An 11959-nucleotide genomic window follows, 5' to 3' on the forward strand; every position below is an offset into this window, starting at 1 on the left:
ACCGAGGAATCATCATGCCGATCTCGCGCAGGACCATGCTCGCTCTGCTCGCCTCCGCACCGGTGCTGGCCTCCTGCGGGGTGGGCGGCTCGTCACCGGGTGCCCAGAAGAGCGTGCGGGTGGCGTTCCAGAACTTCGCCGACAGCACGCTGCTGGTGAAGGACCAGAAGACGCTCGAGAAGGCGTTACCGGACCACAAGATCACCTGGACGTCGTTCGACTCCGGCGCGAGCATCAACACCGCGTTCCTGAGCGGCGCGATCGACCTCGCGGTGATCGGCAGCAGTCCCGCGGCCGCCGGCCTCTGCCCGCCGCTGAACATCCCGTACCAGGTGATCGAGCTGTTGAACGTCATCGGTGACAGCGAGGCGCTCGTGGTGCGCAAGGCCACCGGGATCACGAAGATCTCGGAGCTGGCCGGCCTCAAGATCGCCGCGCCGTTCAGCTCGACCGCCCACTACAGCCTGCTGGCCGCGCTGGAACTGGGTGGGGTCGACGCGGGCTCGGTCACGCTGGTCGACCTCGAACCCCAGAACATCCAGGCCGCGTGGCAGCGCGGCGACATCGACGGCGCTTACGTCTGGACACCGGTGCTGAGCGTGTTGCAGCAGGACGGCGTGACGCTCACCGACAGCGCGAAACTGGCGGCCGCCGGCAAGCCGACGCTCACGTTCACCGTGGCGCGCAAGGAGTTCGCCGACACCAACGCCGACGTGATCGACAAGTGGCTGGCCGCGACGAACGACGCGCTCAAGCTGATCAAGACCGACCCCGCGACGGTCGCGGCCGCGGTCAGCAGGCAGATCGGCATCGGGGAGGCGGACGCCCTGTCCCAGCTCAAGCAGAACATCTACCTGGACCACGACGAACAGCGCGGTCCCGACTACTTCGGCACCCCGCAGGCGCCGGGGCAACTCGCGAACCGGCTGCTCGACACGGCGGAGTTCCTGCGCGCGCAGAAGAAGGTCGAACAGGTGCCGGACCTGAAGGCGTTCCAGGCCGCGCTGCGAGCACCGGGAGCCGGGAGTGCCTGACGTCGCAGAACTGCGCGGAGTCGAACACGCCTACCTCACGAAGGCAGGCCCGGTGCCGGCGCTCGGCCCGCTGGACCTGGCGGTGGAACCGGGGGAGTTCCTGGTCGTCGTGGGCCCGTCCGGGTCGGGCAAGAGCACGTTGCTGCGCCTGCTGGCCGGGTTCGAGCGTCCGTCCACAGGGGACGTCGAGCTGCTCGGCCACCCGCCGGTGCCGGGCCGCGAGGTCGGAGTGGTCTTCCAGCAACCCCGGCTGTTCCCGTGGAGCACGGTCGCGGGCAACATCACCACGGCGCTCAAGTGGGCGAAGGTGCCGAAGCAGGACCGGCAGGCGCGGGCGGCGGAACTGCTCTCGCTGGTCGGGCTCGACGGTCTCGGCCCGCGCCGCACGTGGGAGATCTCCGGCGGACAGCAGCAGCGGGTCGCCATCGCCAGGGCACTGGCCGCACGTCCGCGGCTGTTGCTGATGGACGAGCCGTTCGCCGCGCTCGACGCCCTCACGAGGGAACGGCTGCAGGAGGACGTGCGCTCGCTCGCCGGCGACGGCAGGTCGGTCGTGTTCGTGACGCACAGCGTCGACGAGGCGGTGTTCCTCGGCAGCCGCGTCCTCGTGCTCACCGACCGGCCGGGCCGAATCGCGCTGAGCCTGCCCGTCGACCTGCCTCGTCAAGGGGTGCCGGCCGACGAACTGCGCGGCTCGCCGCGCTACGCGGCCCTGCGCGGCGAAGTGGGTGCCGCCGTGCGGGCGACCCTGACCTCCCGTCCCGACCAGCTGGTGGAGAAGCGATGACGCTCTCGTTCGAACCTCTGACGATCGCGATCGGCGCGCAGGTGTCCGGTGTGGACCTCGCGGACGGGCTCACGTCCGACGCGACGGCCGCGATCCGGCAGACCCTGCTGGACCGCAAGGTGCTCGTGTTCCGCGGCCAACGGCTCGACCCGTCCGCCCACCGCGCCTTCGCGGCGTCGCTCGGCGAGCTGACCCCGGCCCACCCGATCGTGCCCGGCCTCGACGACGAACACCCCGAGATCTACGTGATCGACGCCGGTGACGGCGGCAAGGCGCCGGAGTGGCACACCGACGTCACGTTCACCCGCACACCGCCGCTGGGCTCCGTCCTGCGCGCGGTGGACCTGCCGCCCACCGGTGGCGACACCTGCTGGACCGACCTGGAAGCCGCCTACCTCTGGCTGTCACCACCGCTGCGCGAGCTGGCGGACAAGCTCGAGGCCGTCCACGACGGGCGCAAGGACTTCGAGGAGTTCCTGCACGTCCGGCGGTCCGGCGAGGGGAACCTCTGGGAGGGCGAGCGGGTCCGGTCGCTCGACCCCGTCACGCACCCGGTCGTGCGCGTCCACCCCGAGACCGGCCGCCGCAGCCTCTTCGTGAACCCCGGCTTCACCACGCACGTCAAGGACGTGTCGGAGACCGAGAGCCGCGCCCTGCTCGGCCTGTTCTTCGCCGCCATCGGCCGGCAGGAGTACAGCATCCGCCACCGCTGGGCTCCCGGTGACGTCGTGGTGTGGGACAACCGCAGCACCGCCCACCTCGCCGTCGACGACTACGGCGACCAGCACCGGGTCATGCACCGGATCACCCTCCGCGGCGACCGGCCCGTCGGCCCGGGAACGGTGGCTGGAACCTGAATCCCGCGGGGCTGCGGGGGAAGTCGCTCCGGCCGAACGGCCACGCGTCGCTCACACGTGGGTGTGGGACGGCTTGTCGTGGTGGCGTTCTGCCTTCTGCCGGCGCTTCCGGTCGAGCAGCCACATGATCGGCGACGCGGACAGTCCGTGCACGAGGATCGAGCCGATCACGACGAGCGCGACGACCCGCCAGAGCGCGTCCTGCTCGGCGAACCGGCCTGCTTGCAGGGCGTAGACGAGGTAGAACAGCGAGCCGACGCCGCGCACGCCGAAGAACGAGATGACGGCTCGTTCCCGAGGGCCGGAGCGGCCGCCGAACAGGCCGAGCCAGCCCGCCAGTGGCCGCACCACCAGGAGGATCGCGGCGGCGACCAGGATCTCGGCCCAGGTGGTCCCCGCCAGCAGGCCGGTGGCCGCGGCGCCGCCGAGCAGGAAGACGATCACCACGGTGAGCATGCGCTCGGCCTGTTCGACATAGCGGTGCAGCACCTGGTGGTAGCCGTCGCGGCGTTCACCGGCCCGGATCGCGCAGGCGCTCACGAAGACGGCGACGAACCCATAACCGCCGATCAGTTCGGTGAGCCCGTAGGCGAGGAACGTCGCGGCGAGGGCGACGAACCCCTCCGCGTGCTCGGCGAGCCGGAACTTCTTCGAGGGCGCCGAGAAGAACAGCTTGCCGAGCGCCCAGCCGATGAGCAGGCCGACGGCCAGCCCTGCCGCCAGCCGCCAGAGCACGTCCAGCGCGAGCCAGCGGCCGAGCCACGCGGAGGGAGCGGCACCGGCGAGGCTGATCGCGATGGCGGCGTAGGTGAACGGGAAGGCCAGTCCGTCGTTGAGGCCCGCTTCGGAGGTCAGCGCGAACCGCGCCTCGTCCTCGTCGGACTCCGGGTTCTCCGCCGGTTCGGCGACCTGGACCTCGCCTGCCAGCACGGGATCGGTCGGGGCGAGGGCCGCCGCGAGGAGGACCGACGCCGCGACGCCGAGGCCGAGCACGCCCCAGCCGAGCAGGCCCACGGCGAGCATGGACAACGGCATGGTGATGGCGAGCAGACGCCAGGTGCTCGCCCACCCGCGCAGGCTCACCACCCGGTTGAGGGCCAGGCCCGCGCCCATCAGCGAGATGATCACGCAGATCTCCGTCAGGTGCAGCAGCAGACCGCTGTGCTCCACGGGATCGGGTGCGGGCAGCGGTTCGACCACGGAGAACGTCAGCGCGCCGGCGCCGAGGAAGAGCATCGGCATGGAGATCGGTACGCGGTCGAGCAGCCGGGGCAGGAGAGCGGCGGCGAGCGTCGCAAGCCCCGCGCCGGTGTACAACAGGGGGCCTGGATCCACGGTGTGCCTCTCGTTCGACCCTCGAACTGGTCAAATACCCCGTGTGGCCGAGCTGAACCGAAGTGGCGGGTACGGCCTGGCGCGCAATAGCCGGGTGAGGCGGGCGGCGGTGGCTAGTGGCGCGTCTCGGAAACGTTGGCGAGGTGATCCACGCTCAGCAGGGCACCACGATGCACCCGTCTGACCGCGAATTCCCCCGGCAACGTTCCGAGCCACACCACTAGTCGCTGCTCCGGAGCGCCTCGAAGGCGTCCGCGACCGTGTCGAAAACCGCGAACGCGTGGTCGAGACCGCTGACCTCCAGCGCGTGCCGCGGGACGTGTTCGGCTGCCACGACGGCGAACCCGACATCGTCTTGCTCGGCGCGTGTGTGAGCCTCGAACAGCGTTGCCAGGCCCGCCGAACCGAGGAAGTCCAGCGCGAGGTCGACGATCAGGATCTCAGGTCGTGCGTCCAGCTGCGACTGCAACACCGACCGCGTGTGCTGGGCGTTGATCATGTCGATCTCGCCTGTCAGCCTCACCAAGGCGACACCGTCGTGGACGATCGTCTCTGCCTGCGCCAGGTGGGTGTTCTCACCACGCTCGCCCATCACAGCTCAACCTTCCGAGCTCGATCCTCCGTGAGTGGGACAAACGCTACGACGCTCGCGCAAGACCCTCAACCGCGGTTCAGGGTCTAACGCTTCTTGAGACCCAGGGCCACGAGAACGCCCAGCAGCAACCCTCCGGCCACGTCGGTCGGCCAGTGGACCCGTGTCCGCAGGCGGCTGTAGGCGACCAGGAGCACCAGCGGCGTGACGAACAGGGCCGCCGCCGGGTCCTCGAGCGCGACGGCCGTGCCGAACGCCGCCGCGATCATCGCGTGCTTCGACGGGAACGACGAGGAGTCCGGATGCTCGGGCAGCGCGCGACGAGCGGGCAGGTTCGTGTGCGGCCTGCGGCGGGGAATGAGCAGGCTCAGCAGGTGACCGAGCGGCATCGCGACCGCGCCGGCCCGCAACGCCAGCACCGCGGTCCTGCGCCTGCCCGACCTGGCCAGCAGCCAGGCGACCGGGAGCCACAGCGCACCACCCCGTGCGGTGATGCTGGCCGCGATCACGACCAGATTGGGGCGTTCGGCTGGGAGCAGTGCGCTGTCCTGTGTGGCCTTCTGGTCCAGCTCTTCCGGCGTCACAGCGCTGGGCTCGCGTCGACCCGGCCGCCTCGGCCGATGCCGCGCACGATCTCCCGGAGCGCGTCCTCCGAACCGAACCTCGGCTTCCAGCCCAGCTCTGTGCGTGCCCGTGACGCGTCCAGCAGCGGCGACTTCAACGCCAGGTCGACCCATCCGGACGAGGTGGGCTGCAGTCGCAGGTGCCAGGTGACGTTCGCCAGCTGCCGCAACACTCCCGGCGCGACCGGCACGTGCCGCGTGCCCAGCGCTTCCGCGAAGGCCCTGGGCGTCATCACGGGCTCGGCCACGAGGTTGACCGCACCGGGCAACCGCTTCGCCACGATCAGCGCCAGCGCGTCGGCGACGTCGTCGGCGTGCACGAACTGCAACACCATGTCGCGCGGCAGCGGCAGCACCGGGATCCGGTGCCGGAACAGGCTTCGCGGCACCAGCCGGCCCAGGAAGTAGTCGCGGATCTCCGCTCCGGCGTCGGACTGCAGGATCAGTCCTGGCCGCGGCCTGCTGATGACGAACCTGTCCTCGAACACGTCCAGCATGTGCTCCACGGCGGCCTTGTGCCTGCTGTACAACGACGTCGTCACGCCGTCGACCGGCCACGTCTCGTCCACCCGGCGGTCCTTGCTCCCCGGCGAGTACGCGCCGACCGACGACATGTGCACCAGGTGCGGCACACCCGCTGCCGCCGCCGCGTCGAACACCCGCGCGGATCCCGCCACGTTCGTCGTGTACATCAGGCGCTCGTCACGGGCGGGCTGAATCAGCCAGGCGAGGTGCACCACGGCGTCCGCGCCCTCGAACGCTGCGCCGAGTGCCTCCTCGGCGCCCTGCCTGCCGATGTCGACAGGGGTCCACTTGACGTCGTAGGGAGGTTCGGCGGCCGGACGCCTGCGGGAGACGCCGTGCACCTCGACGCCGGGCTCCTCGGCCAATCGCCGGAGCAGGGCGGTGCCGACGTTGCCGCTCGCACCCGTGATGACGACCTTCATCGACTCACGTCCAGCACGGTCTCGAGCGAGCCGTCCGCGCCCCTGCCGTGCCACACGACTGCCTTCACGTTCGCCTCCCGGGAGTTTCCTCTGTGGTCTTCCCTCGATTCAGCGAAGCGAACCCCGGGTAGTTCAGACGCGGGTGGTGATGTGCAGTGACCGAGAAGGACTCGCGCAGGGTGACGATGGTGCCGAATGGACCGATGCTCGTCGAAGGACCGGTCGAGATCGTCACCGACGACGGCGTGACGCACACCAGCGACCGGTTCGTGGTCGCGGTGTGCGCGTGCCGCCGCAGCAAGCGTTACCCGTTCTGCGACACCAGCCATCGCAAGCGGGTCCGCAGCGACGACTCGCCCGCCTCCCACGACGACAGCAGGTGAGCGGAGAGCCGTTCTTCGAGCAGTTCGGTCGCCTGGACTCCGAACACCACATCGGACTTGAGCGACGGTTCCTGCTCCAGCAGCGAGCCGATTACGTCGCGACGCATGATCTGCTCGTGCACGGCGTCGGCCTCGATGTGCTCGGTGTAGAACTCGACGCAGCGCGGGTCGGCGTCCAGCCTGGCGAGCGCCTGGGTCATGCGGTGGGCGCTCGGGCCGGTGGTGATCTCGGCGGCGGCGAAGTGGCCGACCAGCGCGCCTCGCAGCGACCGGTGCAGGCCGAACAACGACATCATGTTGACGATCGCGATGGCCGGCGCCGGCACCTCGTCCAGGTAGTGCAGGTATTCCGACCGCATCCCGGCTCCGTCGAGGAGGTCCGCGAACAGCCTTGAGTGCATCCGGTCGGCGCGACCGCCGCCGTACTCGTCGAACTCGACAGCGACCAGCGCCGCCTTGGCCTCGCCGCGCAGCCGGGGGATCACCCAGGCGTGCGGATCGGCTTCCTTGTGGTGGTACACCGAACGGTGCGCGAAGAACTCGCGCATGTGGTCCCAGGTTCCGCTGTCGCGCAGGTGGTGCGACACACCGTTGCCGGGGACCCGCTCGATCAGCAACGTGTCCAGTGCGGCGTCGAGGTCGTCGCCGCCGTCCACATCGGACCGAAGCGCGTGCAGGAAGACGTGCTCGATCCGGGCCCGCAGGCGCAGCAACTCCGGATCCCATTCCCAGGCGGGATTCACGCCGTCGAAGCCGCCGTAGTGCAGCTCGTACAACGTGTGCAACGCGATGGTCAGGTCCTCGCCGTACGGATCGGCGTCCACGAAGGCGATCGCTCGCCCGTCGGGTTCACCGCTGAGCGCGGCGACGACGTGCTCGGAGAGAGGACCTCGTGGCGAGGGAAGTTTCACCCGGTTGTAATACCCGCAGGGGAGACCTTCATACCGGTTGAGAGTCATCACACCTCCTCGGGCCTCCGCGCGGTGAGCAGCGACAGCATCTCCACCAGGTCGAAGTAGCGGGCGATGTCGAGAGCGGACCGAGGTCCCAGGGCGGGGTCCGCTCCCGCGTCCAGCAGCAGTGCGACGGTGCGCTCGGAGCGGCGGAAGACCGCGGCTCCGAGCGCCGTCTGACCCCGGTCGTTGACCCGCGCGGTGTCGGCGCCTCGCTCCAGCAACGCCCGGACGGTCTCCGGATGGTCGTGGTAGGCGGCGAGGACCAGCAGGGAGTCACCCGCGCTGGTGGTGAGGTTCGCCGGTATCCCGGCGTCGACGGCCTCGGCCAGCCGAGCCGTGTCGCCGGCTCGGGCCAGGTCGAACATCGAGCCGAGGAAGGCGAGTTCCTCTTCGGTGAGCGCTTCGGTCACGACCGGACCCCTCAGGCGATCGTCGCCGGGAAGCGTTCCCACACCCGGTGCGCCTCGAGCAGCATCGTCATCGCCTTGAGGACGTCCGCCGGGTCGTTGCCGGTCACGATTCCCGGCTCGGCGGTGTACCCGGCCGCCTCGACGGCGACGCGTCCGCCGCCCCAGGAGCCGATCGCCTTGGCGTGGCGGTAGCACTCCTGGATCATCCGGATGACGCGCGGGTCGATCGCGCTACCCGGCTCGACGGCCTCTCCCGGTGCGTCGGCACCAGCGGGAGGACTGCCCGCGACCAGCAGGGCGTCGAACTCGACCGACCGCGCCGTGAGCAACGTGCGCTGCGCGACCAGACCGCTCTCGGCGTCGAGCGGCCCGCCGGTCGGGGCGATCAGCAGCGGCACCATCCCACCGGCCAGGATCGTCTCGCGGACGGTCCGCACGCCGTCGAGATCGGCCGGATCGACCAGCATCCCGATGACGCGCCCGTCGGTCGGCCAGGTCTGCCCGATCTGCGACAGGACAGGACTCGGCTCGACCTTCTTCGGCCGCACGGTGGCCGCCGGTGCCGGCAGTCCGAGCCCCTTGGCCACCTCGGCGCACAGCGTCCTGTCGACGTTGGCCAGCACGAGCAGCTCGCGTTCCTTGATGGTCTGCTCGTAGCACTTGCCGAGTTCGAAGGTGAACGCGCGCACGACGTGTTCCTTCTCGACCGGGGAGAGGCTCAGCCAGAAGAGTCTCGGCTGCGAGTAGTGGTCCGCGAACGACGTGGGCGACTGCCGGATCTTCGTCGACCTGGGCAACGGCTGCGCCACTTCGACGAACGGCCGATCTTCGGCTCCCGTCTCGAACGGGTTGCCGCCGTCGAGGGTGTTGGGCCGGTACGGGGCTACGCCGGCGTGCACCGCGTGCTGGTGGAACCCGTCGCGGAGCATGTCGTTGACCGGCGCGTGCGGGCGGTTGATCGGGATCTGGTTGAAGTTCGGCCCGGCGAGCCTGGACAACTGGGTGTCCAGATAGGAGAACAGCCGGGACTGCAACAGCGGGTCGTCGGTGACGTCGATGCCCGGCACCATGTTCCCGAGGTGGAACGCGACCTGCTCGGTCTCCGCGAAGTAGTTCGTCGTGTTGCGGTTGAGCGTCATGATCCCGACCGGCTGCACCGGCGCGAGTTCCTCCGGCACGATCTTCGTCGGGTCGAGCAGGTCGATGCCCTCGAACGTCTGCCGGGGCGTGTCCGGGAAGATCTGCAGACCGAGTTCCCACTGCGGGTAGGCGCCGGACTCGATGGCGTCGGCCAGGTCTCGGCGGTGGAAGTCGGGGTCGACGCCGCTGATCATCTGCGCCTCCTCCCACACCAGGGAGTGGACGCCGAGCTTCGGCTTCCAGTGGAACTTCACGAGCGCGGTCTCGCCGTCGGCGTTGACGAGGCGGAACGTGTGGACGCCGAAGCCCTCCATCGTGCGGTAGGACCGGGGGATCCCGCGGTCCGACATGTTCCACATGACGTGGTGGGTGGCTTCGGTGTGGGTGGACACGAAGTCCCAGAACGTGTCGTGCGCGCTCTGCGCCTGCGGGATCTCACGGTCGGGGTGTGGCTTGGCCGCGTGGATGACGTCCGGGAACTTGATGCCGTCCTGGATGAAGAAGACCGGGATGTTGTTGCCGACCAGGTCGAAGTTGCCTTCCCGGGTGTAGAACTTCGTGGCGAACCCGCGGGTGTCGCGGACGGTGTCCGCCGAACCCCGCGAGCCCAGAACGGTGGAGAACCGCACGAACACCGGAGTCTCGACACCGTCGCCCAGGAACGCGGACGTGCAGACGTTCGCAGCCGTGCCGTAGCCCACGAACACGCCGTGTGCGCCGTAGCCGCGGGCGTGCACGACTCGCTCCGGAATGCGCTCGTGGTCGAAGTGCGTGATCTTCTCGCGCAGGTGGTGGTCCTGAAGCAGGGTCGGTCCGCGGTCACCGGCCTTCAAGGAGTGGTCGGTGTCGTACAGCCGTGCGCCGGCCGACGTGGTGAGGAAGTCGCCCTGCTGCCCGTTGGCCACCTGCGGGGCTCCGGTGGGCGCACCCGTCGGCGACACCGTCTCCGGCCCTGTCTGGTCCGGCTTGGGCGGCAACGGTCCACGCGGGACGGTCGGTTCGGTGGGAGAGGGCGGCTCGCCGGCCGGTGCGCCGGGGATCGGCGGGTTGGTCAGTTCGGTGACCTTCTCCACCGCTTTCTCGAGTGCCGCCTTCACCAACTTGCCTGGCTTGCGGGTGGTGGCCACTGCATCCTCCTCAAAGGGGGAAGGGGCCTCGGCCTCCTCGGAGGTCGAGGCCCCTTCCTGAGCCGTGTCAGGGCTTGGCGTTGTGAACGGCGTCGCGGCCGTGCTGGCCCACGTCCTGAGCCGAGGACCTGCCCTGTTCGAGCGTGGCGTCCGCGGCGTCCGAGGCGGTCTGCTTGACCTCACCCGCCGCGTCGCGCACGTTCGAGGAGATGTCCTCCTTCAGGTGCCCGGCCGACTCGGCGAGCGACTGCCTGGCGGGCTCGATCACGTCGCTCGCGCGTTCGCCGATCTCCGCCACGACCTGTTGCTCCGCCTGCGATCTCGGCAACAGCGAGGCGACCAGCAGACCGCCGCCGAACGCGATGATCCCGGCCGCGATCGGGTTGCCCTGGGTCTGCCGCATCGCCTGGCGAGGTGCGTCCTGCACCGCCTCGACGGCGCGCCCGGCGTTGTCGGAGACGATCTCCTTCGTCTGGTGCGCCTGGTCCTGCGCCGTCGAGGTGGCGCTGGTGGCCGTGCCCATCACGTTGTCGCGCAACGAGGCGAGGCCGTTCCGGAGCCGTTGGGTGCGACGCTGTGCGATGCGGCGCGGGCTGGTCCGATCGACCAGGCGGTTCGCGTCGTGGACGAGTTCTGCGCGCGTGCCGTCGATCTCGCGCCTTATTTGGTCGGGTGTCGCGCCCATTCCGCGTCCTCCTTGAGGGAATCGACTGTGCGTTCGGGTTTCGGCGCGACCTGGCGGAGCCTGGTGCGACCGTTGCTGTACAAGGCGAAGCCCGCGATGCCCCAGACCGCCGCGACGATCAGCGCGGCCCAGCCGAGCGGCAGGACGGCGCCGAGCGCGAAGACCGCGGCGAGGCTCAGCAGCACCGCGGTCATGTACCCGGCGAAGCCCGCGCCGGCGAGCATTCCCGTTGCCTTGCCCGCCTTGTTGGCCTCCTCGCGGATCTCGGCCTTGGCGAGTTCGAGTTCCTGGCGCATCAACCGCGAGAGGTCCTGCGCGAGTTCTCCGACGAGCTCGCCGAGCGACTCGCGTTCGACGGGCGCGGGAGGAATGCCGGTGTCAGGGGTTGACATACCGGGCACCTCCGGTGGGCACCGGGCCTGACGGGTACGGCTCCCGCAGCGGCGGTTCCGTGCCGATCGTGCCGTGCTCGTCGAAGGGCGCGGGCTCTGGTTCGTCCGCGCGCGGTGCGGGTGTCGCGGCGAACTCCGGCACCGCGGGCGCCGGCGGGGGAGTGCGCTGAGCGGAGGCCTGTCCGTTGCCCTGCCGGCCCGTCGCGCTCTTGGCCACGCGGCCGACGAGGAAGCCGGCCACCGCCGCGCCCAGCAGGAACATGCCGGGCTTGCGCCGCGCGAAGTCCTGGGCAGAGTCGAGCAGTCCGCGGGCGCCTCGCTCGTCGAGGTAGGTCGCCGCCTGCCTGCTGGTGTCGGCGACCTGGCGGACGGCGCCCGCCGACATCGAGTCCGGCGTGGCGCTCTCGGCCATCGAGCTCAGCTCGTCGGCGATCCGGCCCAGCTGGGTCGACGCCTTCCTGGCCTGCTGCTCGGCCTCCTCGGCCACTCTCGTTCGCGCGTCGTGCAGGACGTGGTTCGCCTGGGCTTTCGCTTCGTGCGCCACCTGGCCGAACTGGTCCTGGGCTGTCGCACGCACTTCTCCTGCGGCGTCCCTGGCGTGATGCACCACCGCGGTGCCTTCCTGCTGGACGGTCTCACGAACACCGCCCATCTGGTCCTCGGCCACGACTGACTCCTCCGCTGTCGGCAT

Annotated in this window: 14 protein-coding genes; 4 read left to right on the forward strand and 10 right to left on the reverse strand. The window is 70.1% G+C overall.

Annotation, left to right across the window (positions count from 1 at the left end; all coding sequences use genetic code 11):
- Window positions 1–14 precede the first annotated feature (14 nt).
- From ACH413_RS03670 to ACH413_RS03680, 3 genes are read left to right on the forward strand one after another with little or no spacing between them, the layout of a single operon-like run.
- Window positions 15–1034 carry a glycine betaine ABC transporter substrate-binding protein gene (locus ACH413_RS03670; protein WP_360030254.1) on the forward strand — a complete coding sequence of 340 codons (1020 nt, stop codon included), beginning with the start codon at window positions 15–17 and terminating at the stop codon, window positions 1032–1034.
- Window positions 1027–1821, forward strand: a complete 795-nt coding sequence (locus ACH413_RS03675) for an ABC transporter ATP-binding protein (RefSeq protein WP_360030256.1) — start codon at window positions 1027–1029, stop codon at window positions 1819–1821. Before ACH413_RS03670 ends, ACH413_RS03675 begins: the two co-directional genes overlap by 8 nt.
- Window positions 1818–2678: a TauD/TfdA family dioxygenase gene (locus ACH413_RS03680; protein ID WP_360030259.1), complete on the forward strand. Its 861-nt coding sequence runs from the start codon at window positions 1818–1820 to the stop codon at window positions 2676–2678. Before ACH413_RS03675 ends, ACH413_RS03680 begins: the two co-directional genes overlap by 4 nt.
- Window positions 2679–2729: 51 nt before the next feature.
- Here ACH413_RS03680 and ACH413_RS03685 read toward each other — a convergent pair whose 3' ends face one another.
- From ACH413_RS03685 to ACH413_RS03700, 4 genes are all read right to left on the reverse strand, one after another.
- On the reverse strand, window positions 2730–4013 hold the full coding sequence (locus tag ACH413_RS03685) for a cation:proton antiporter (protein WP_360030261.1): 1284 nt from the start codon (window positions 4011–4013) through the stop codon (window positions 2730–2732).
- A 220-nt stretch (window positions 4014–4233) separates the two neighbouring features.
- Window positions 4234–4605 carry an STAS domain-containing protein gene (locus ACH413_RS03690; protein WP_360030263.1) on the reverse strand — a complete coding sequence of 124 codons (372 nt, stop codon included), beginning with the start codon at window positions 4603–4605 and terminating at the stop codon, window positions 4234–4236.
- An 86-nt stretch (window positions 4606–4691) separates the two neighbouring features.
- Window positions 4692–5189 (reverse strand): phosphatase PAP2 family protein, encoded by a 498-nt coding sequence (locus tag ACH413_RS03695; protein ID WP_360030265.1) that lies wholly within the window; start codon window positions 5187–5189, stop codon window positions 4692–4694.
- Window positions 5186–6175: an NAD-dependent epimerase/dehydratase family protein gene (locus tag ACH413_RS03700; protein WP_360030266.1), complete on the reverse strand. Its 990-nt coding sequence runs from the start codon at window positions 6173–6175 to the stop codon at window positions 5186–5188. The genes ACH413_RS03695 and ACH413_RS03700 overlap by 4 nt, the downstream gene beginning before the upstream one ends.
- 185 nt (window positions 6176–6360) lie before the next feature.
- Between ACH413_RS03700 and ACH413_RS03705 the strand changes: the two genes are divergently transcribed.
- Window positions 6361–6558 (forward strand): CDGSH iron-sulfur domain-containing protein, encoded by a 198-nt coding sequence (locus tag ACH413_RS03705; protein ID WP_360030378.1) that lies wholly within the window; start codon window positions 6361–6363, stop codon window positions 6556–6558.
- On the opposite strand, the gene ACH413_RS03710 is transcribed toward ACH413_RS03705, so the two are convergent.
- The 6 genes from ACH413_RS03710 to ACH413_RS03735 form a co-directional block, all read right to left on the reverse strand.
- Window positions 6480–7469: an iron-containing redox enzyme family protein gene (locus ACH413_RS03710; protein ID WP_360030268.1), complete on the reverse strand. Its 990-nt coding sequence runs from the start codon at window positions 7467–7469 to the stop codon at window positions 6480–6482. The two genes, ACH413_RS03705 and ACH413_RS03710, sit on opposite strands and share 79 nt — an antisense overlap.
- Window positions 7470–7516: 47 nt before the next feature.
- On the reverse strand, window positions 7517–7924 hold the full coding sequence (locus tag ACH413_RS03715; protein WP_360030269.1) for an ankyrin repeat domain-containing protein: 408 nt from the start codon (window positions 7922–7924) through the stop codon (window positions 7517–7519).
- Window positions 7925–7935: 11 nt separating this feature from the next.
- Window positions 7936–10191: a catalase gene (locus ACH413_RS03720; protein ID WP_360030271.1), complete on the reverse strand. Its 2256-nt coding sequence runs from the start codon at window positions 10189–10191 to the stop codon at window positions 7936–7938.
- Between the two features lie 67 nt (window positions 10192–10258).
- Window positions 10259–10876 (reverse strand): DUF3618 domain-containing protein, encoded by a 618-nt coding sequence (locus ACH413_RS03725; RefSeq protein WP_360030273.1) that lies wholly within the window; start codon window positions 10874–10876, stop codon window positions 10259–10261.
- Window positions 10852–11268: a phage holin family protein gene (locus ACH413_RS03730; RefSeq protein ID WP_360030275.1), complete on the reverse strand. Its 417-nt coding sequence runs from the start codon at window positions 11266–11268 to the stop codon at window positions 10852–10854. The genes ACH413_RS03725 and ACH413_RS03730 overlap by 25 nt, the downstream gene beginning before the upstream one ends.
- Entirely contained in the window at window positions 11255–11935 is a 681-nt protein-coding gene (locus tag ACH413_RS03735; protein ID WP_360030277.1) for a hypothetical protein, read from the reverse strand. Before ACH413_RS03735 ends, ACH413_RS03730 begins: the two co-directional genes overlap by 14 nt.
- Between the last annotated feature and the right edge of the window lie 24 nt (window positions 11936–11959).

The organism is Lentzea sp. NPDC020367, from assembly GCF_044387305.1.
Lineage (GTDB): Bacteria > Actinomycetota > Actinomycetes > Mycobacteriales > Pseudonocardiaceae > Lentzea.

Bases quoted from the DNA above. Each gene is read 5' to 3' on its own strand.
- ACH413_RS03670 (WP_360030254.1), top strand. From the start codon at position 15: ATGCCGATCTCGCGCAGGACCATGCTCGCTCTGCTCGCCTCCGCACCG.
- ACH413_RS03680 (WP_360030259.1), top strand. From the start codon at position 1,818: ATGACGCTCTCGTTCGAACCTCTGACGATCGCGATCGGCGCGCAGGTG.
- ACH413_RS03690 (WP_360030263.1), bottom strand. From the start codon at position 4,605: ATGGGCGAGCGTGGTGAGAACACCCACCTGGCGCAGGCAGAGACGATC.
- ACH413_RS03700 (WP_360030266.1), bottom strand. From the start codon at position 6,175: ATGAAGGTCGTCATCACGGGTGCGAGCGGCAACGTCGGCACCGCCCTG.
- ACH413_RS03705 (WP_360030378.1), top strand. From the start codon at position 6,361: ATGGTGCCGAATGGACCGATGCTCGTCGAAGGACCGGTCGAGATCGTC.
- ACH413_RS03725 (WP_360030273.1), bottom strand. From the start codon at position 10,876: ATGGGCGCGACACCCGACCAAATAAGGCGCGAGATCGACGGCACGCGC.
- ACH413_RS03730 (WP_360030275.1), bottom strand. From the start codon at position 11,268: ATGTCAACCCCTGACACCGGCATTCCTCCCGCGCCCGTCGAACGCGAG.